16 protein-coding genes are annotated in these 18,698 nt (G+C 66.8%); 7 read left to right on the top strand and 9 right to left on the bottom strand.

All coding sequences use genetic code 11. The features are described 5' to 3' along the window. Window positions 1–82 precede the first annotated feature (82 nt). The 3 genes from ileS to ACGGKE_RS04260 are packed head-to-tail and all read left to right on the top strand — an operon-like array spanning window position 83 to window position 3,977. The gene (gene ileS / locus ACGGKE_RS04270) at window positions 83–3,058 is read left to right on the top strand and encodes an isoleucine--tRNA ligase (RefSeq protein WP_394440326.1); all 2,976 of its coding nucleotides are present in this window, start codon (window positions 83–85) and stop codon (window positions 3,056–3,058) included. Then, window positions 3,055–3,567, top strand: a complete 513-nt coding sequence (gene lspA, locus ACGGKE_RS04265) for a signal peptidase II (RefSeq protein ID WP_394440324.1) — start codon at window positions 3,055–3,057, stop codon at window positions 3,565–3,567. The genes ileS and lspA overlap by 4 nt, the downstream gene beginning before the upstream one ends. Then, window positions 3,564–3,977: a DUF3035 domain-containing protein gene (locus ACGGKE_RS04260; RefSeq protein ID WP_394440322.1), complete on the top strand. Its 414-nt coding sequence runs from the start codon at window positions 3,564–3,566 to the stop codon at window positions 3,975–3,977. The genes lspA and ACGGKE_RS04260 overlap by 4 nt, the downstream gene beginning before the upstream one ends. A 7-nt stretch (window positions 3,978–3,984) precedes the next feature. On the opposite strand, the gene ACGGKE_RS04255 is transcribed toward ACGGKE_RS04260, so the two are convergent. The 6 genes from ACGGKE_RS04255 to ACGGKE_RS04230 all read right to left on the bottom strand — a co-directional run bounded on the left by ACGGKE_RS04255 (window position 3,985) and on the right by ACGGKE_RS04230 (window position 10,608). Then, window positions 3,985–5,352, bottom strand: coding sequence for a DUF4403 family protein (locus ACGGKE_RS04255; protein WP_394440320.1), 1,368 nt, complete (start codon window positions 5,350–5,352; stop codon window positions 3,985–3,987). Window positions 5,353–5,577: 225 nt separating this feature from the next. After that, entirely contained in the window at window positions 5,578–7,497 is a 1,920-nt protein-coding gene (gene dxs, locus ACGGKE_RS04250) for a 1-deoxy-D-xylulose-5-phosphate synthase (RefSeq protein ID WP_394440318.1), read from the bottom strand. A gap of 58 nt (window positions 7,498–7,555) precedes the next feature. Beyond that, a complete protein-coding gene (locus tag ACGGKE_RS04245; RefSeq protein WP_228166762.1) occupies window positions 7,556–8,026 on the bottom strand; it encodes a Fur family transcriptional regulator in 471 nt (156 codons plus the stop codon). Window positions 8,027–8,072: 46 nt separating this feature from the next. Then, window positions 8,073–8,399 (bottom strand): DUF423 domain-containing protein, encoded by a 327-nt coding sequence (locus ACGGKE_RS04240; protein ID WP_394440316.1) that lies wholly within the window; start codon window positions 8,397–8,399, stop codon window positions 8,073–8,075. After that, complete coding sequence (locus tag ACGGKE_RS04235; RefSeq protein ID WP_394440314.1) at window positions 8,396–10,186, bottom strand: cation:proton antiporter; 1,791 nt, start codon at window positions 10,184–10,186, stop codon at window positions 8,396–8,398. Before ACGGKE_RS04235 ends, ACGGKE_RS04240 begins: the two co-directional genes overlap by 4 nt. Beyond that, window positions 10,186–10,608, bottom strand: coding sequence for an iron-sulfur cluster assembly scaffold protein (locus ACGGKE_RS04230; RefSeq protein ID WP_394440312.1), 423 nt, complete (start codon window positions 10,606–10,608; stop codon window positions 10,186–10,188). Before ACGGKE_RS04230 ends, ACGGKE_RS04235 begins: the two co-directional genes overlap by 1 nt. A 109-nt stretch (window positions 10,609–10,717) precedes the next feature. On the opposite strand from ACGGKE_RS04230, the gene ACGGKE_RS04225 reads away from it, so the two are divergent. After that, the gene (locus tag ACGGKE_RS04225; protein ID WP_394440310.1) at window positions 10,718–11,173 is read left to right on the top strand and encodes a YaiI/YqxD family protein; all 456 of its coding nucleotides are present in this window, start codon (window positions 10,718–10,720) and stop codon (window positions 11,171–11,173) included. Beyond that, entirely contained in the window at window positions 11,173–12,360 is a 1,188-nt protein-coding gene (locus tag ACGGKE_RS04220) for an NAD(P)/FAD-dependent oxidoreductase (protein ID WP_394440308.1), read from the top strand. The genes ACGGKE_RS04225 and ACGGKE_RS04220 overlap by 1 nt, the downstream gene beginning before the upstream one ends. 45 nt (window positions 12,361–12,405) lie before the next feature. On the opposite strand, the gene ACGGKE_RS04215 is transcribed toward ACGGKE_RS04220, so the two are convergent. Continuing rightward, the gene (locus tag ACGGKE_RS04215) at window positions 12,406–14,103 is read right to left on the bottom strand and encodes an ATP-binding protein (RefSeq protein WP_394440306.1); all 1,698 of its coding nucleotides are present in this window, start codon (window positions 14,101–14,103) and stop codon (window positions 12,406–12,408) included. Between the two features lie 136 nt (window positions 14,104–14,239). Continuing rightward, the gene (locus ACGGKE_RS04210; protein ID WP_394440304.1) at window positions 14,240–16,294 is read right to left on the bottom strand and encodes a transglycosylase domain-containing protein; all 2,055 of its coding nucleotides are present in this window, start codon (window positions 16,292–16,294) and stop codon (window positions 14,240–14,242) included. Window positions 16,295–16,402: 108 nt separating this feature from the next. Between ACGGKE_RS04210 and ACGGKE_RS04205 the strand changes: the two genes are divergently transcribed. Beyond that, window positions 16,403–16,600: a hypothetical protein gene (locus tag ACGGKE_RS04205; RefSeq protein ID WP_228166769.1), complete on the top strand. Its 198-nt coding sequence runs from the start codon at window positions 16,403–16,405 to the stop codon at window positions 16,598–16,600. A 44-nt stretch (window positions 16,601–16,644) separates the two neighbouring features. Here ACGGKE_RS04205 and ACGGKE_RS04200 read toward each other — a convergent pair whose 3' ends face one another. Next, a complete protein-coding gene (locus ACGGKE_RS04200; protein WP_394440301.1) occupies window positions 16,645–17,955 on the bottom strand; it encodes an MFS transporter in 1,311 nt (436 codons plus the stop codon). 176 nt (window positions 17,956–18,131) lie between these two features. Here ACGGKE_RS04200 and pgsA point away from each other — a divergent pair, with 176 nt between their 5' ends. Next, window positions 18,132–18,695: a CDP-diacylglycerol--glycerol-3-phosphate 3-phosphatidyltransferase gene (gene pgsA, locus ACGGKE_RS04195; protein ID WP_394441722.1), complete on the top strand. Its 564-nt coding sequence runs from the start codon at window positions 18,132–18,134 to the stop codon at window positions 18,693–18,695. The last annotated feature ends 3 nt before the right edge of the window (window positions 18,696–18,698 follow it).

The raw sequence follows: 18,698 nt of genomic DNA, 5'->3' as shown, positions 1-18,698 counted from the left end.
GCGTGTCGAGAGCAGTTCGCGACGAACGCTTCTCGGCTTCGCTCGAAGCTGCTCGAACCGAACGGCCAGAATAAGCGCGCCCATGACCGACCAGCCTGCCCAGAAAACCGAAGACTATAAGTCCACCGTCTTCCTGCCCCAGACCGACTTTCCGATGAAGGCGGGCCTGAGCGCCAGGGAGCCGGCGATCGCCGCGCGGTGGGAGGCGATGGACCTCTATGGCAAGCTGCGCGAGAAGCGGGCGGGGCGCGAGCGCTTCATCCTGCATGACGGCCCGCCCTACGCCAATGGCGACATCCATATGGGCCATGCGATGAACAAGGTGTTGAAGGACATCATCGTCCGCAGCCAGTCCTTGCTTGGCAAGGACGCGCCCTATGTGCCCGGCTGGGACTGCCACGGCCTCCCGATCGAATGGAAGATCGAGGAAGAGTATCGCAAGAAGAAGCTGAACAAGGACGAGGTGCCGGCGGCCGAGTTCCGCGCCCAATGCCGCGCCTATGCCGACAAATGGGTCGGCGTGCAGAAGGAGCAGTTCAAGCGGCTGGGCATCATGGGCGATTGGGAAGATCCCTATCTTACCATGAAGTATGACGCTGAGGCGACCATCGTCGGCGAATTGCTCAAGTTCGCGGAGAGCGGCCAGCTCTATCGCGGGGCCAAGCCGGTGATGTGGTCGCCGGTCGAGAAGACCGCGCTGGCCGAGGCGGAAGTCGAATATGAGGATGTGACGTCGACGCAGATCGACGTGGCGTTCGAGATTGTGGAAGCGCCGAACGCGCCGGAACTGGTCGGTGCGCATGCGGTGATCTGGACGACGACGCCCTGGACGATCCCGGTGAACCAGGCTTTGGCTTATGGGCCGGAGGTTGAGTATGTGCTTTGCCGCTGCACGCCGAAGCTCCTCGCGCCATTCGTCAAGCCCGGAGGAAAAGGAGAGTCAATCTATCGGCACGGCAAAAGCCTGTTGATTGCGGCCGCATTGCTCGATCAATTTAAAGCCCGGCTCGATTGGGATTTTAATGGTGTGCTTTGGCGCGGCAAAGGCTCGCAGCTCGCCGGCGCTGTCGCCCGCCATCCCATGCACCATCTCGGCGGCTTCTTCGCCAAGCCGCGTCCGTTCCTGGCGGGCGATTTCGTCACCACCGATGCGGGCACCGGCCTCGTCCACATGGCGCCGGACCATGGCGAGGACGATTTCGGGCTGTGCAAGGCGAACGGCATCAACCCGGTCTTCGCGGTCGAGGGTGACGGGAAATATCGCGCGGACTGGCTGTGGCTCGGCGGGCAGGGGAGCGTCATCAATCCCAAGTTCGTGAGCAAGGACGGGCCGATCTGTTCCGACCTGCGCGATGCAGGCGCGCTGCTCGCCGCGTCGGACGATTTCCGCCACAGCTATCCGCATAGCTGGCGGTCGAAGGCGAAGATCATCTTCCGCGCGACGCCGCAATGGTTCATTCCGATGGACCAGCCGCAGGGTAAGCGCGCTGTTCTCGACAAGCTCGAACCGAACGGTGGAGGGGAGCAGGCCCAGGAAATTCCGTTCGGTTCGAGCAGCTTCGAGCGAAGCCGAGAAGCGTCTGTCGTGAACGGCGGCAACGGCGCAACCCTGCGCGAAATCGCGCTCGACGCGATCGCGCAGACGCGCTGGGTGCCCGAGCGCTCGACCAACCGCATCCGCTCGATGGTGGAGGGCCGCCCGGACTGGGTCATTTCCCGCCAGCGCGCCTGGGGCGTGCCGATCGCCCTCTATGTCCATCGCAAGAGCGGCGACTATCTGGTTGATCCGGCGGTCAATGCCCGCATCGTCGAGGCATTTCGCGCGGGCGGCGCCGACGCCTGGTTCGGCGCGGATCATCAGGCGCTGCTCGGCCCCGATTACGATCTGACCGACTATGAGGTCGTGAACGACATTCTCGACGTCTGGTTCGATTCAGGCTCGACCCACAGCTTCGTGGTCGAAGGCCGCTATGGCGAGGGCGCGCGCGCCGACCTCTATATCGAAGGGTCGGACCAGCATCGCGGCTGGTTCCAGTCGTCGCTGCTGGAAAGCTGCGGCACGCGCGGTCAGGCGCCCTACAAGGCGGTGCTGACACATGGCTTCGCGCTGGACGGGTCTGGCAAGAAAATGTCCAAGAGCCTCGGCAATGTCGTCGACCCGCTCAAGATCATGAGCGAGAGCGGCGCCGACATCCTGCGCGTCTGGGTGGCGAGCACCGACTATTTTGACGACGTGCGCATTGGCAAGGAAGTGCTGGCCGGCGCGTCCGACGCCTATCGCAAATTGCGCAATACCTTCCGCTACATGCTGGGCGCTCTGTCCGACTATGATGAAGAGACCGAAGCGGTCAGCTACGCGGAAATGCCGGAACTGGAGCGCTACATGCTCCATCGGCTGGCGCAGCTCGACGCGGAATTGCGCGCCGTGGTGGACAAGGGTGCGGGCAGCGAGAACTGGCTGGAGTTCAGCCGCTACAGCCGGGCGATCTTCGACTTCGCCAACAGCGACCTGTCCGCCTTCTTCTTCGACATCCGCAAGGACTGTCTCTATTGCGACGCGAAGGGCGATCCCAAGCGCCGCGCCTATCGCACTTTGCTCGACACGCTGTTCCACGCGCTGGTCCGCTATGTCGCGCCGATCATCCCCTTCACCGCCGAGGAAGTGTGGCAGAGCCGCTTCCCAAGTGCCGAGGATAGCGTCCATTTCCTGGAATGGCCGGAGGTCGACGCGCGCTGGATCGACTCCGATCTGGGCGACAAATGGCAAGCACTGCGCGACCAGCGCGAACAGGTGAACGAAGCGATCGAGCCGCTGCGCCGGGACAAGATCGTGCGATCCAGCCTGGACGCGGACGTCACCATGGGCGAGCTGCTGGCGGCGGGCAACGTCGATTTCGCGGAAGTGGCGATCGTCGCGCGCGTGACCATGGGCGAGGGCGACGGCATCATCGTGCGGCCCAGCGACTGGCACAAATGCGGCCGCTGCTGGCGCAAATCGCCCGAAGTGACGGAAGACGGCGCGCTGTGCGACCGTTGCGAGAAGGTGCTGACCGCATGAGCCCCGCCAATCACCGCCCGCTGGGCCTGACCGTGGCGATCGCCACGCTCGCGCTCGACCAGCTCATCAAATATACCGTCACCTATCCGTTGGCGCTGCAGAGCCGGGCGGACGAAGGGATCGACCTGCTGCCGATCTTCCGCCTGCGCTGGCTGGAAAACAGGGGCGTGTCGATGGGCTTTTTCCATGCGGACACCGATGCAATGCGCTGGGCGCTGGTCGGCATGACCTTTCTGATCGCGACATTCGTCGCGGTGTGGATGTGGCGGGAAAAGGCGCGGCAGGACGTCGCGGCGCTCGGCCTGGTGCTGGGCGGGGCGATCGGCAATATCATTGACCGCGTGAGGCTGGGCTATGTCGTCGATTATGCCGACCTGCATTTCGGCGAATGGCGGCCCTTCCTGATTTTCAACCTGGCGGACGCCGCCATCACCATCGGCGTGCTGATCCTGCTTGCACGGGCGTTGCTGCTGCGCGACAAGGGCGCAAAGACGGAGACTTTGAAGTGAAGCGTAAACTGATCCTCGCCGCCGGCCTTATCGCAACCCTTTCAGCCTGCGGCGGTGGCCGTGGCCTGATGGGGCGCGAGCGGCCCGATGAATTTGCGGTGTCGCGCCAGGCGCCGCTGGTCGTGCCGCCCGACTTCGCGCTGGTGCCCCCCGCGCCCGGCACGCCCGCCGCCGCGTCCGTCGACGCCAGCAAGGAAGCCATGCAGGCGATGTTCGGCGGCCCGGCCCAGCGCAGTGCGGCGGAAAGCGCGGCGCTGAACGCGGCTGGTCGCGCCGATGCGGCCGCCGGCATCCGCTCGCAGGCGGGCGATCCCGACACGCAGGTCGTGAACAAGGGCAACACCACCCGCGACATCATCGCCGCGCCCGAAGGCGATGGCCAGGAAGCGCGCGCGGCAGTCCCGCAATAAGGGGCTTTTAGCGCGGCTGATACAGGATTTGCGCCTCGCCCGTCGCCCGGACTGGCAGGTGCAACCCTTCGCCATAAGCGTGTAGCTGACCAATTTCAAAATCGTTCGCTCGCGCTTTGATGACGAAATCGCCCACTCGTTTGTTGGCGATGGCGCGTGCGATCGTGACCTTCAGTTCCGCAATGTCCTTGGCAAAATTCTGGCTGAGCGCGGTAGCGATCAAGTCGGCAAAGCCCCGTGTGCGGCTTATGGCCAAGGCGGTGTCGCCGCCGATGCCGTCCGTGTCGCCGGTGATGATCGGGTCGACAAAGCTGACCTCAGGCGAGTTGGCGGCATTCACTGGCCGGGCGGCCAGCCAGACGCGGCCATGCGTGTCGCGCGCTGCGCCATCACGACGCGCACTGATATCGACGCTGACGGCGATTCGACCGCCAACCGAGCCGTAGCAGGTGATATTCGAAAAGCGGGCGCGCACGTCGCCGAGTGCGGGAAGGTGGAAGGGGCGCGCTGCCCGCTTGTCCAGCGCCTTCTGGATGACGGGCACCAGTGTCTGATAATCTGCCGTAACCGGAAGGCGGAAGCGCAATCCCTTCGTCTTGTTCGATCGATCCAGCGGCGGCAACGGCTTGGGCTGCGGCGGCGGGGGGCGATCGCCGACGAAGGTTTGCGTGGTCGCCTCCAATCCCAGATCCAGGCGCAGCGTCCGACCGCGCATTGAGTAGCCATTGTAGAAGACGCGGCTGGGTGCGACGCGCATCCAAACGGGCGGATTGCGGCGGTTCAGTTCCAATGTCGTGAAAGCATCGCGCCACAAGGCCTCGATCCGGCTGCGAAGGTTCAGCTTGGCCAATTCGCGCGGCAGGTCGCGCTCAAGCTGCGCGACGACCGGGCGCAGCTTCTCATCAGCCTGATCGGTAAAGCGAATACGCTGACCCAGGAAATCAATGCCCGGCGGGGTCGTCCAATCATAATGAAGATCGATCTTGCCCGTGGGCTTCCACTGCCGGTCGATGTCAAGCCGGATGCGGGCCTGAACGTGGGCGGAGCCGGTGGCGGTTTCCCCCTTCAAGACGCCGGCGACGTCGCGCGCGCTGATCCGGGCATGGACCGGCACGTCGGCGATGATGGTCTGCCCTTCTCCGTGCAAGGTAACCGGGCCGCGCGTCACCGTCCCCACGATGGTGCAGCTGATCGGCGGCGTAACCTTTATGTCCTCGCCCAATATGCGCAGCTTCTGCGGCGCTATGCATCTGGGCTCGCGCTGGTTGATTGTCCACAAGATGCGCGGCACCGACCGTTCGATCGCCTGACGTATCGCGTCCGAGCTGGCTTCGATGGGCACGGCGATGATGGACGTTTCCAGGGCGTCCGGCACTTTGTCGGATGCGCGCGGGGGCGCCCGATCAGCGGGCGCGTCGCGACAGGACGGGCATGTCAGCACGGGAAGAAGGAGTGTTGCCACGCGAAAGGACGGACGCATTGTCCGGAAAGCGCCTTGCAATGGCTTCTCCTGATCTTGTCGGGTCCGCAGCAGCCTGTGATCTCCGCCGCGGTTCGCACAAGGACCATTGACCGCGTATTTGGTTCCCGCCGCGCTGGCTTAGGCGCGCGCTTCAGATCCGACACTGTTGTGGCGCAGCGCGGTCAGCACCGTGTCGACGATGGCGTCGGCATCGAGCCGGGCCTGCGCATATTGCCGCTCCGGCTTGTCCTGATCCTGGAACAGGTCGGGCAGGCGCAGCGTGCGCAGCTTGAGGCCATTGTCGATCAGGCCGAGGTCGCTGGCCAGCGTCAGGACATGCGCACCCAGGCCGCCGATCGCCCCTTCCTCGATCGTGACGGCGACGTCATGGCTGGTCAGCAGCTTGCGGATCAGCGCTTCGTCCAGCGGCTTGGCGAAGCGCAGGTCGGCCACGGTGGTGGAAAGACCCTTGGCCTCCAGCGCGTCGGCCGCCTTGATCGCTTCCTCCAGCCGGGTGCCGAGCGAGAGGATCGCAACCTGGCGTCCTTCGCGCATGATGCGGCCCTTGCCGATCTCCAGCGCCTGCGGCGTCTGCGGCAGGGCGATGCCGGTGCCATTGCCGCGCGGATAGCGCACCGCGATCGGGCCACTGTCATGCAGGGCGCAGGTGTGGACCATATGGACCAGCTCCGCCTCGTCCGCGGCCGCCATCACCACCATGTTGGGCAGGGTGGCAAGATAGGTGACGTCGAAGCTGCCGGCATGAGTTGATCCGTCAGCGCCGACCAGACCCGCGCGGTCGATCGCGAAGCGAACGGGCAGGTTCTGGATCGCGACGTCGTGCACGACCTGGTCATAGGCGCGCTGCAGGAAGGTCGAGTAGATGGCGCAAAAGGGCCGCATGCCCTGCGCTGCGAGGCCCGCGGCGAAGGTGACGGCATGTTGTTCGGCGATGCCGACGTCGAAGATGCGGTCGGGAAAGACCGTCTGGAACTTGTCCAGCCCCGTGCCCGACGGCATGGCGGCAGTGATGGCGCAGACGGCGGGATCGCGCTGCGCTTCGGCGATCAGCGCCTGCGCGAAGACATTGGTGTAGCTGGGCGGACCGGGGGGCGCCTTGTCCTGGGTACCGGTGATGACGTCGAATTTCTGCACGCCATGATATTTGTCGGCCGCCGCTTCGGCCGGGGCATAGCCCTTGCCCTTTTGGGTGACGACATGGACCAGGCATGGGCCCTGCGCGGCATCGCGGACATTTTCCAGCACCGGGATCAGCTGGTCGAGATTATGCCCGTCGATCGGCCCGACATAGTAGAAGCCCAGTTCCTCGAACAGGGTGCCGCCCATCGCCATGCCGCGCGCGAACTCGTCGGTCTTGCGCGCCGCATTGTGGAGCGGGCGGGGCAGCTTGCGCGCCAGCTTCTTGGCAAGGTCGCGCAAGCCCAGAAATTCGCGGCTCGACACCAGGCGCGCGAGATAGGCGGAGAGGCCGCCGACGGGCGGCGCGATCGACATGTCATTGTCGTTGAGGATGACGACCAGCCGGTTGCCCGCGTCGCGTGCATTGTTCATCGCCTCATAGGCCATGCCCGCCGACATGGCGCCATCGCCGATCACCGCGATCGCCTTGCCCGGCTTGTCCTGCATCTTGTTGGCGATGGCGAAGCCCAGCGCCGCGCTGATCGATGTGGAGCTGTGCGCCGCGCCGAACGGGTCATAATCGCTTTCGGCGCGCTTGGTGAAGCCGCTGAGGCCGCCGCCCTGGCGCAGGGTGCGGATGCGGTCGCGCCGTCCGGTCAGGATCTTGTGCGGATAACATTGATGGCCGACGTCCCAGATCAGCTTGTCGTCGGGCGTATCGAACACATAGTGGATCGCTGTGGTCAGCTCCACGACGCCCAGGCCCGATCCCAGATGGCCGCCCGTGACGCCGACCGCCGCGATGGTTTCGGCGCGCAGTTCGTCCGCCAGCTGGCGCAGCTGCTCGGGCTGCAGCTTGCGCAGGTCGGACGGCCAGGCGACCTGGTCGAGCAGCGGCGTTTGCGGGCGATCATTCATGGTCAGGCATAGTCTCCAATGCGCCCCGCCATGCGCGGGCCGGGCGTCTGCGTCTCGCTCAGGCCGCGCACTTGGCGCAAAGGCCGAGGATCTCGATCACGGGGCGTTCGGGGCGGAAGCCATCCTGCTGCGCGATGGCGCGGACCTGGCCGGTCACCGTGTCGTCGTCGACATGAGTGGCCTGCTTGCAGTTGCGGCACACCATGAAGATGCAGTCATGGTGGCAGCCCGGATGGGCGTTGGCGATATAGGCGTTGGCGCTTTCGACCCGCATGGCGATGTTGTTCGTCACGAACAGGTCGAGAATGCGGTAGACGCTGTTTGGCGCGACGCGCTTGCCGCGGGCCTTGGACACGGTGTCGGCAATGTCATAGGCCGAGGCCGGCCGCTCTTCAGACGCCAGCGCGTCGAAGATGGCGGCGCGCATCGGCGTCCATTGCTCATTCTGCGCCTCCAGCGTGGAGCGGGCGGCGTCCGCCAGCTTCGCGCCGGTGGGTTCCAGATGGTCATGATGATGATGGTCGGCCATAAGGTCCAATCTATGCGCAGCCGGCGCAAGGGGCAAGGGCGGCGCGTCAGCGCTGACCGAAGGTCCATGCGGCCCAGAGCCAGCCGGCGATCATCAGCGTTCCGCCGACCGGCGTCACCGCGCCCAGCCATCGCGGGCCGCCCAGCGCCATGATGTAGAGCGACAGGGCGAAGATCGCCGCGCCCGCCAGCAGCAGCGCCGCCGCGCCGCGCGCGACCCCGGTCAGCGCGATCGCGGCGACCGCGTGGACCAGCTGATAGAGGCCGCCGGTGCGCAGCCAGTCAGCGGCCTTGGCGTCGGCGACGCCATGCGCCCCGAACGCGCCTGCGCCGATGGCGAGCGCCGCCGACAGACAGGCCAGGATCGCGATCATGCCTCTTCCCCGTCGCCGCGGCTGAGCAGTCGCATGGAATTGCCCGGCCGATACATCAGGTCCTTGGCCGCCAGCAGCGTGCCATGTTCGATCTGCAACGCCATGCGCTGGCGGTCATTCTCGCGATATTGCCGCTCGACCTCCTCGATCTCGGTCGACGGCACGCCCAGCGTCTCCATCGCCTGGACGCCCATGCAGATGGCCGATTCATAGACTTCGCGGACGACCCCGGCGAGTTCGATGCCCTGCAGCGCCAGCACTTGCCGCCGGTCAAAGGCGCGGACCATCAGCGCCGCCTGCGGGAACGCCTCGGCAATGGGTTCGAGCGCGCGCGCGTCGAGCGCGGGATCGTCGATGCAGAAGGCGATCAGCCGCGCCTCGTCCGCGCCCGACCGGCGCAGCAGGTCGATGCGGGTGCCGTCGCCATAATAGACCTTCATGTCGAACCGGCTCGACACTTCGATCTGGGCGGGCTTCTTGTCGATCAGGACGACGCCGAAGCCATGGCCCATCAGCATCTGCGCGACCGTCTGGCCAAACCGGCCATAGCCCACGATGATCGCCGATCCGCGCGGCGCGTCCTCGGGCCCGGGCAGGTCGTCGCGATCCTTGCTCCTGGCGAATTCGAAGCGGCGGGCGAAGAGCATCAGGAACGGCGTGGTCGCCATGGAGAAGGTGACGATGGCGCTGAACAGGCTGGCCGCCTGCGGCGCGATCAGCAAAGCGCCTTGCGCCTGGGCGAAGAGAACGAAGCCGAATTCGCCGCCCTGGCTCAGCAACAGGCCTGCGCCCAGCGCCTGTTGCCAGCTCATCCCGAACAATCGGGCGAGGCCCGTGATGATCGCAGCCTTGGTGGCCACCAGAATGGCCGCCATGGAGAGGACGAACAGCGGATTGGCGATCACCGCGCGCAGGTCCAGCACCATGCCCACGGCCAGGAAGAAAAGGCCGAGCAGGATCGATCGGAAGGGTTCGACATCGGCTTCTATTTCATGCCGATAGGGCGAATCAGCGAGCATCACGCCTGCCACGAAAGCCCCCAGAGCGGTGGACAGGTGCAGCGTGTGCATGAGTTCGGCTGCAGCGAGCACCGTGAACAGGCCGACGGCGACGAACAATTCGCGCTCGCCCAAACGGCCGACCAGCGCCAGGAGCGGACGCAGGATGAAGCGCCCGACTAGCACCAGGCCCGCGATCGCTGCCACAGTGTAGCCGGCCAGCACCCACCCCGGCGGCCCCCCGGCATCGGCCGGATTGCGCGACAGGGCCGCGATGATCGTGATGAGCGGCACGATCGAGAGATCCTGGAACAGCAGGATCGAAAAGACCTTCTCACCGAAGGGCGAGTTGATGCGGCCGCTCGACTTGAGACTTGGCAGCACCTGCGCGGTTGATGACAAGGCAAGCGGCAGGCCGAGCGCGATCGCCGCGCCCCAGGAGAAGCCGGTGGAATAAAAGATGATCGCGGTCAGCACGCAGCCGCAGGTCACGACCTGGGCCAGGCCGAGTGCGAAAATGTCGCGCTTCAGCCGCCACAGCCGGGCCGGATGGAGTTCGAGGCCGACGAGGAAGAGCAGCAGGACGATGCCGATTTCGGCTATGGCGAGTTTCGATTGGCCGCCACCGACCAGGCCCATCCCCTGCGGCCCCACGAGCGCGCCGGCGACGAGATAGCCGAGCACCGCGCCCAGGCCGAAGCGGCGGAACAGCATGACGAAGGCAACGGCGGCGCCAAGCAGGATGACGCCCTCGCTCAGCAGCATGTCGGTGGCGCTGGTCGTTTCCATCAGGCGTCCGCCATGCGTGCGGCTTCGGCGATGGCTTCGAAGCCGAGGCGAATAGAGGCATGGCGCGCGGGGTAGCCGCGCGCGGGGGCCAGCACGGCAAGGCCGGGCCAGAAGTCGAGCGTGTCGCTATCGCCGGCCAGATAGGCGGTCAGGCGATCGCGCGCATCGGCCAGTTCGTCCGCGGAAAGGCCGATCGCCTGCGCAGCCATCAGCGCCGCCGACGCCTGTCCCAGCGCGCAAGCCTTCACGTCGAGGCCGAGTTCGGCGAGCCGGCCGTCGGCCATGCGCACGTCCGCGGTGACGCGCGATCCGCAGGTGGGCGATCTCTTCTCGACGCTGGCCTGCGGATCGGCCAGCCGCTGGTGATGCGGAATGCTGGCGGCGAGCCGCAATATGTCCTTGTTATAGAGGGGGGCGTTCATGCCGATGATGTAGGACAGGAATGGCTTTTGCGGAAGCCGCGGATCGATGCCACGACGAAATAAGGGCGGCCCATTGTTTCGCGCGGCCGCGCGGCCTATCGCGAGCGCCATGAGAATATTGGTCGATGCCGACGCCTGCCCCGTCAAGGAGGAGATTTACAAGGTCGCCTGGCGACACGAGGTGCCCGTCGCCATCGTCAGCAACAGCGTCATCCGCGTCCCCGCCCATTCGCTGGTCGAGCGCGTGGTGGTGAGCGACGGCTTCGATGCGGCGGACGACTGGATCGCGGAACGGGCCGATGCGGCAACGGTCTGCGTCACCGCCGACATCCTGCTCGCCGACCGCTGCCTCAAGGCCGGGGCCCAAGTGATAGCGCCCAATGGCAGGCCCTTCACCACCAGTTCGATCGGCGCGGCGATCGCCACGCGCGCGATCATGGCGGATCTGCGCGCGGGCGCGGTGGGCGACGCGATCGGCGGGCCAGCGCCCTTTTCCAAAGCGGATCGCTCGCGCTTCCTGTCGGCGCTGGACGAGGCGCTGGTGCGCCTGAAGCGCGGCCGCTGATGGGGCGGTCTGTGGAGCAGCCCTGGGATGCGATCATCCTGGGCGCGGGCGCGGCGGGGATGATGTGCGCCGCCGTCGCAGGACAGCGCGGACGCCGCGTGCTGCTGGCCGACCATGCCGACGCGCCGGGCAAGAAGATCCTGATTTCCGGGGGCGGGCGGTGCAATTTCACCAATATCCACACGGCGGCGGACCGCTATCTGTCGGCCAACCCGCACTTCGCCAAGTCCGCGCTCGGCCGCTACAGCGCGCAGGATTTCCTGGCGCTGGTCGACCGTCATGGCATCGCCTGGCATGAAAAGACGCTGGGGCAGCTGTTCTGCGACGGGTCAGCAAAACAGATCGTCGCCATGCTGGAGGCTGAATGCGACAAGGGCGGCGTCACCATGGCGCTGGGCGCGGGCATCACGGGGGTCGATCATGGCGAGGGCCTGTATCGCGTGACGCTGGGCGATCGCGAGCATCGTGCGCCCGCGCTGGTGCTGGCCACGGGCGGCCCATCCATTCCCAAGTTGGGCGCGACTGGCTTCGCCTATGACGTGGCGCGGCGTTTCGGCCTGTCGGTGGTGCAGCCGCGCCCGGCGCTGGTGCCCTTCACCCTAGGGCCCGACGACGCGCTGTTCCAGTCGCTGTCGGGCGTGTCGGCGGATGTCGAGGTGCGCTGGGGCAAGACGCGCTTTCGCGAAGCGGCGCTCTTCACCCATCGCGGCCTGTCGGGACCGGCGATGCTCCAGATCAGTTCCTATTGGCAGCACCGGACGCCGATACAGGTCGACTTCCTGCCGGATCGCGCGGCGGACTGGCTGCTGGAGGAGAAACGGGCGCGACCGCGGGCGCAGCTGCGCAAGCTGCTGGGGCAGGCGCTGCCGGAGCGGCTGGCCGACGCGCTGCTGGAACGCGCCGGGGTGCAGGGCGAACTCGGCGCGTTGAGCGACAAGGCGCTGCGGCAGCTGGGCGCGCGGCTGGCGGACTGGCCTTTCACGCCCTCGGGCACGGAAGGCTATGCCAAGGCGGAAGTGACGGTGGGGGGCATTGCCACCGCCGGCCTGTCGTCGCGGACGATGGAGGCGGCGAAAGCGCCCGGTCTCTACGCCATTGGCGAGGCGGTGGACGTCACCGGCTGGCTGGGCGGCTATAATTTCCAATGGGCGTGGGCCAGCGGCTGGGCGGCGGGCCAGGCGATCTGAGGCCGGAGCCCTTTGACGGCAGCGTCCTGGATCAGGTGCCCTGCATCAGGCCCGTTGCGCGCGCGCGGCGGCGATGCTGGCCTGTAGATGCGACGGGCGGAACGGCTTTGACAGGCGCACGATGTCGGGCGCGATCAGGTCCACGCCCTGATAGCCCGATATGATCAGCAGGGCGATGCCGGGATGGTCGCAGCGCAGCCGGATCGCCAGTTCCGCGCCCGTCATGCCGGGCATCACATGGTCGGTGACGACGATGTCGGGACGATAGCCCGCCTCGATCATGCCGAGCGCCAGTTCGGCATGATCGACATCGACGACCTCATAGCCCATGTCGGCCAGCATGTCGCGGGTGCTGGCGCGGACCAGCGCATTGTCGTCGACCAGCAGCAGCTTGCCGCTCTGCCGCCGTTCGGGCGCGTCCTGTTCGTCCGGACTGCCGGCACGCGCCGGGTCTTGCGCGACCGGCAGCCAGAGCATGACCGTGGTGCCGCCGCCGACCTTGCTGTCGATCTCGATCGTGCCGCCCAGCTGTCCGGTCAGACCATGCGCCATGGACAGGCCCAACCCGTGGCCGGACGGCTTGGTGGTGAAAAAGGGCTCCATCGCCGACTTGCGCACTTCGGGCGTCATGCCGAACCCGGTGTCGCGGATGGCGATGCGGACATAGTCGCCCGTCGCCAGGCCGGGGGGCGCGGGCCGGCGGTCGGCGCTGATGCCCAGCGTGCCGCCATCGGGCATGGCGTCGCGGCTGTTGATCGCGATGTTGAGGATCGCAAGCTCCAGCTGGTTGGCGTCGGCGCGAACGGCGGGCAGATCGGCGGGCAGGTCGACCGACAGGGCGACGCACGGACCCATGGTGCTGGCCAGCAGCGCCTGCATGCCGGCGACCAGGTCGGGCAGGTCCACCGCCGTGGGCGAGAGCGGCTGACGCCGCGCGAAGGTCAGCAGCCGCTGCACCAATATCTGCGCCGCCTCGGCCGCCTGCAGCGCCATGCCCGCGTGGCGGTCGATCGATTCGGGCGTGCGCTTGGGCGTCAGGATCAGGTCCAGCCCGGCAATGATCGGGGTCAGCAGATTGTTGAAATCATGCGCGACATGGCCGGTCAGCTGGCCCATCGCCTCCATCTTCTGGAACTGGCGGACCATGTCCTGCGCCTGTTCCAGTTCCTGCGTGCGTTCGCGCACCCGCTCGTCCAGCTGGTCGTTCAGCGATTCGAGCGCGGCGAAGAGTCGGCCATTTTCCAGCGCAGTCGACGCCGCCCGGGCCAGCGCCTCCAGCAGAGCCACTTCATTGTCGCTGGGCTCGCCCTCTTCGGACCAGTAGGCGCCGACCGCCGCCGTCGCCTCCATCCGGCCGATCGGGACCATCACCATGCTGCGCACGAAGGTGCGTTCATAGGCGTCGACGGGCACGCGGGCATCGTTGAAGATGTCAGGAATGACGACGGTCTGGCCGTGGCGCATGGCCCAGCCGGACACGCAGTTGCCGGCCGGGAAACGCTGCCCGGCCCAGAGCGGCGCCATCGAATCCTCGACGATATAGTGGCACAGATCGCCTTCGCGCAGGATGACCGCAATGCCGTCAGCCCCAACGGCGCGGCGCGCGAAGGCGCGCAGCACATTGACGATGGCGTCGATCGATCGCGCGCCGGCGAGCGCCTCCATCGCTTCGGCCGCGATCGTCCATCGCGCGGCCAGCGCCTTCTGTTCCGAACTGCGCTCGCTCATGAGTTCCCTGGTCATCGGCGGCCCTCAACGTCAGAGTCGGCAAGCCTTATATCATTGAAAAGACTTGGACGTGAAATGCCGTCGGCGCATTGCATCCACCGGCGGGACGTGAAGCGGCGCTTAACCATGCAAGTCGCCACGATGCGGCCCGTCAGGGGCCGCCATCCTCCCCTTCGGGCTGCGTGCGCGTGACCGGCGGCGGCGCCCGATCGGGCTGCGGCAGCGGTTGCGGCTCGTCGGACGGGATGCGCAGCTGATTCGGCCCGAGATTCACCGTCATGCCGTCGCCATCCACGCCCAGGCCGACATTGCCAATCCCGGTTTCGATCGTGATGTTGGCGATCGCGTTGACCAGGTCCGCGTCCTGCGTTTCCTCGGGCGCGTCCTCGACCGGCTCGTTGATCGCGCCGCTCATGAAATTGCGCCAGATGCGCGCCGGCACGCCGCCGCCGGCTGCGCCGCCGGGCAGCGGCGCATTGTCATCATTGCCGATCCACACCGCCGTCACCAGGCCGCCGGCATAGCCCACGAAGATCGCGTCGCGGCTGTCCTGCGTGGTGCCGGTCTTGCCGAAGGTGCGGGTGCGCAGCGCCGCCGCGCTGCCCGTGCCGCGATTGGCGGCGGAGGATAGGAGGTCGCGGATCATCTCCAGCTGGCTTTCGCTGAAGCGGCGCTGGCGCTGCATCAGCCGCTCGAACCAGCCCTGATCCTCGGGCGGCAGGCCATGGGCGACCACTGGATAGGCGCCCGCCGCGACCGCCGCATAGGCTTCGGCCAGTTCAATCAGCGGAATTTCCGACGTGCCCAGCGCCAGGCTGAGATCCTCGGTCAGCGGCGCTGTGACGCCCAGGTCGCGCGCCACCTTGATCACAGCATCGACGCCGACCTGCTGCGTCAACCGCACCGCCGCGACGTTGCTGGACGCGGCGAAGGCCTGGCGCAGGGTGATGCGGCCGCGATATTTGCCGCCATGATTGGACGGGCGATAGCTGCCGGTGGTGAAGGGCGTATCGTCGACCCTGTCGTCGGGCGTCATGCCGGCGCGGAAGGCGGCGAGATAGACGAACAGCTTGAAGGTGGACCCCGGCTGGCGCTTCGCCTGCACGGCGCGGTTGAAGCTGCTCTTGCCGTAATTTTTGCCGCCGACCATGGCGACGACGCTGCCGTCCGGCTTCATCGCGACCAGCGCCGCCTGCGCCCCGCCCAGCGGCGCGCGGCGCACCGCCGCTTCGGCCAGGCGCTGGATGCGCCAGTCGAGCGTGGTTTCGATCCTCTGTTCGCCATAGACCGCGCCGGCGCGATCGCGCGCGATTGGCAGCACCCAGTCGGCGAAATAGGTGCCGCTGGTCGTGTCGGGATCATCATGCACGTCCAGCCGGGCAGGGGGCAGCCGGTTGCGCTCCGCCTGGGTCAGATAGCCCGCATCGACCATCGCCTGCGTCACCAGCGCGGCGCGCGCGCGGGCGCCGGGCAGGTTGGCGGTGGGGGCAAGGCGGGACGGGGCCTTGAGCAGCCCGGCCAGCATCGCCGCCTGCGGCACGGTCAGCCGCGCGGGCACGCGGTTGAAATAATGCCGCGCCGCCGCGCGCAGGCCATAGACATTGTCGCCGAAATAGACGTTGGAAAGATAGCGCTCCATGATCTGGTCCTTGGTCAGCCAGACCTCCAGCCAGATCGCGATCAGCGCCTCGCGCGCCTTGCGGCCCAGCGTCCGGTCGCTGGAGAGGAACACGCCCTTCGCCAATTGCTGGGTGATGGTGCTGCCGCCCTGCGACGCGCCGTCGGACCAGAGATTATGCCACATCGCCCGGGCAATACCGCGCGGGTCGACGCCCCAATGGGTGGGGAAGCGCCGATCCTCGATCGCCATGAAGGCCTGGGGCACATGGGGCGGCAGTTCGGCCATCGTCACCGGCTTGTCGATCACCGCGCCGCGCCGCGCGATCAGATGCCCGTCCGCCGATATCAGGCTGATGCTGGGCGGGACGATCGGCCGCAGCGATCGGGACAGGGGCGCGGTCACCGCCAGCCAGGCGACCAGGATCATCAGCAGCGCGAGCAGGGCCGCCAGCACCCAGCCGACGATCTGCCATCGCCGCCGCCATGGAGTCGGCGGCGCAAAGGCGCTGGGCGGACCCGCGCCAAATTCGCGCGGCGGCAGCGCGGACGGATCGACGGGGCGAGAGTCGTTCATGGGTTCGTTCATGCTGTATTGTTCACATCATACAGTCAAGCCTGTCCCGCGCCGGGACAGCGGAAGATTGCCGATCGCAAGCCATGGCCAAAATGGTAAATTATTCGTTAACGACATGCCATGCGAACCCGTCCTCTTGTCCTCACGACCGAATCGGCCCGCCACCCCTTCCGGCAGCGCCTGCCCGCCCATGTGCTGCGCGTCAGCGACGACAAGGGTGCGCGCGGCCGGAAACCGGTCGACGACGACAAGGACTGGAAATTGTTCGCGCTCAGCTTCTGCGCCTTCTTCACGGCTTTCTACAGCTTCATCTTCTGACGTCATGCCCGCGGCGGCCCACGGCTGCGGAGGGGCCGGGGGCGTCAGTGGCAAAGCGGGCCGTCGCACGCCTTGTGCAGCTTCCACGCCATCGCCGCGCAGGGCAGCGACAGGATGGCGACCAGCAGCAGCTGCATCACCACCGACACGCCCGCGACGCTGAGGCCGATGGCGCAGAGCGATCCCACCACCATCGCGCCGCTGTTGACGATATTGTTGGCGGCCACCGTGCGCGCCGCCTCGCATTTCTCGACCGTGGTGGTGAGGAAGGCGTAGAGCGGCACCACGAACATGCCGCCGAAGGTCGCCACGCCCAGCAGGCAGAGCGAAAGCGGTATGGCGAGCGGATGGGCCAGAAACTCCGTCAGCGACAGCATCTGACCCGCCGGTGCCGGCGTCCACAGGTCGCACACCACATGGAAAGCGACGATGCACAGCCCCATGCCGATGACCGACGCGGGCGCATATCGGGCCGACACATGCCCCTGCAACAGCCGGTTGATCGCCACCGATCCGATGGCGATGCCGATCGAGAAGATGGCGAGGAACAGGCTGGCGACCGGCTTGTCGGCGGTCAGCACGTTCTTCACCAGCGGCGGGAACTGGATGAAGAGGATGGAGCCCACCGCCCAGAACAGGCTGATCGCCATGATCGCCAGGAACAGCCGGCGGATATGCATGGTGCCGCGCACCAGCGCAATGGACGATCGGATGATGTGGAAATCAATCGGTTGGGCCGACAGCAGCGACGGGGCAGGGGGCACCTTGCGCCCCGCGACATAGCCGATCAGCGCGGTGATGATGATGCCCACGGCGGCCACCTCGACCGGGATGATGCCGGCCAGGATGGTGCCGGCCAGGATGGCGATATAGGTGCCCGCCTCGACCAGTCCGGTGCCGCCCAGCACTTCCTCGTCATGCAGATGCTGGGGCAGGATCGCATATTTGATCGGGCCGAAGAAGGTCGAATGGATGCCCATGGCGAACAGGGCGGCGAGCAGCAGGGGAATCGCCAGCGTATGGACCGCGATGCCGCTCCAGATCAGCGCCAGCCCCGCCGCGCCCACCGCCATGATCGCGATCTCCGCCGCCTTGACCCAGCGGATGATCATCGCCTTGTCGCGCTGGTCCGCCAGCTGGCCCGACAAGGCGGACAGCAGGAAGAAGGGCAGGATGAAGAGGCCGGTCGCCAGCGCGCTGAACCAGGTTTCCGACCTTTCGTCGTTATACACCTGGTAGACGACGAACAGCACCATCGCGTTCTTGAACAGATTGTCGTTGAACGCGCCCAGCAGCTGGGTGATGAACAGCGGCAGAAAACGACGCTTGTTCAGGAGCCTGAGCGAGGCTTGCATGGAATAGGGGGTCTTCTTTCCCGTTAGCGACCGGGGCGCGGTCTAGCCGCTGGCGGCGTCCATGTCCAACGCTTGAGTCCAGCGGTTGCGCCCGGCGGCCGGCGCCGCCGGCCTGTTGCAGGGGGACAAGGCCGCACGCGCTTGTGCGCGACGCCGGACTGTGGCAGTCCGCCCCCATGCTGACGCTGCCCAACCTGCTGACGCTTTCGCGCATCCTGACCGTCCCCCTGCTCGTCGCGCTGCTCTGGCCGGCGGAGCTCGGCGCGCGCTGGACAACCGGCTACGCGTTGGCTTTCGCTCTCTATTGCCTGATGGGCATCACCGATTATTTCGACGGCTATCTCGCCCGCGCCCAGGGCACGGTGTCGAAACTGGGCGTGTTCCTGGACCCGATCGCCGACAAGATCATGGTCGGCGCCGTCATCCTGATGCTGGCGGCGACGCGCGACATATCCGGGCTGCACATTGTCGCCGCGATGATCATCCTGCTGCGCGAGATCGCGGTGTCGGGCCTGCGCGAATTTCTCGCCGGGCTGCAGGTGTCGGTGCCGGTCTCCCGCCTTGCTAAGTGGAAGACGACCTTTCAGCTGATCGCGCTCGGCGCGCTGATCCTGGCCGGCGCGGTGCCGCAATTCCCGTTCGTGCAGATGGTGGGGATCATCACCCTGTGGGCGGCGGCGATCCTGACGCTGGTCACTGGCTGGGACTATCTGCGCGTCGGCATCAGCCATATGGACTGAGCG

Source organism: Sphingobium naphthae (assembly GCF_043589935.1).
Taxonomy (GTDB): Bacteria; Pseudomonadota; Alphaproteobacteria; order Sphingomonadales; family Sphingomonadaceae; genus Sphingobium; species Sphingobium naphthae_A.
Note: the sequence above shows the minus strand (reverse complement) of the source record. Positions and strands in the feature narration are given on the sequence as shown.

Bases quoted from the DNA above. Each gene is read 5' to 3' on its own strand.
- ileS (WP_394440326.1), top strand. From the start codon at position 83: ATGACCGACCAGCCTGCCCAGAAAACCGAAGACTATAAGTCCACCGTC.
- lspA (WP_394440324.1), top strand. From the start codon at position 3,055: ATGAGCCCCGCCAATCACCGCCCGCTGGGCCTGACCGTGGCGATCGCC.
- dxs (WP_394440318.1), bottom strand. From the start codon at position 7,497: ATGAATGATCGCCCGCAAACGCCGCTGCTCGACCAGGTCGCCTGGCCG.
- ACGGKE_RS04245 (WP_228166762.1), bottom strand. From the start codon at position 8,026: ATGGCCGACCATCATCATCATGACCATCTGGAACCCACCGGCGCGAAG.
- ACGGKE_RS04240 (WP_394440316.1), bottom strand. From the start codon at position 8,399: ATGATCGCGATCCTGGCCTGTCTGTCGGCGGCGCTCGCCATCGGCGCA.
- ACGGKE_RS04235 (WP_394440314.1), bottom strand. From the start codon at position 10,186: ATGGAAACGACCAGCGCCACCGACATGCTGCTGAGCGAGGGCGTCATC.
- ACGGKE_RS04230 (WP_394440312.1), bottom strand. From the start codon at position 10,608: ATGAACGCCCCCCTCTATAACAAGGACATATTGCGGCTCGCCGCCAGC.
- ACGGKE_RS04225 (WP_394440310.1), top strand. From the start codon at position 10,718: ATGAGAATATTGGTCGATGCCGACGCCTGCCCCGTCAAGGAGGAGATT.
- ACGGKE_RS04220 (WP_394440308.1), top strand. From the start codon at position 11,173: ATGGGGCGGTCTGTGGAGCAGCCCTGGGATGCGATCATCCTGGGCGCG.
- ACGGKE_RS04215 (WP_394440306.1), bottom strand. From the start codon at position 14,103: ATGACCAGGGAACTCATGAGCGAGCGCAGTTCGGAACAGAAGGCGCTG.
- ACGGKE_RS04210 (WP_394440304.1), bottom strand. From the start codon at position 16,294: ATGAACGAACCCATGAACGACTCTCGCCCCGTCGATCCGTCCGCGCTG.
- ACGGKE_RS04205 (WP_228166769.1), top strand. From the start codon at position 16,403: ATGCGAACCCGTCCTCTTGTCCTCACGACCGAATCGGCCCGCCACCCC.
- ACGGKE_RS04200 (WP_394440301.1), bottom strand. From the start codon at position 17,955: ATGCAAGCCTCGCTCAGGCTCCTGAACAAGCGTCGTTTTCTGCCGCTG.
- pgsA (WP_394441722.1), top strand. From the start codon at position 18,132: ATGCTGACGCTGCCCAACCTGCTGACGCTTTCGCGCATCCTGACCGTC.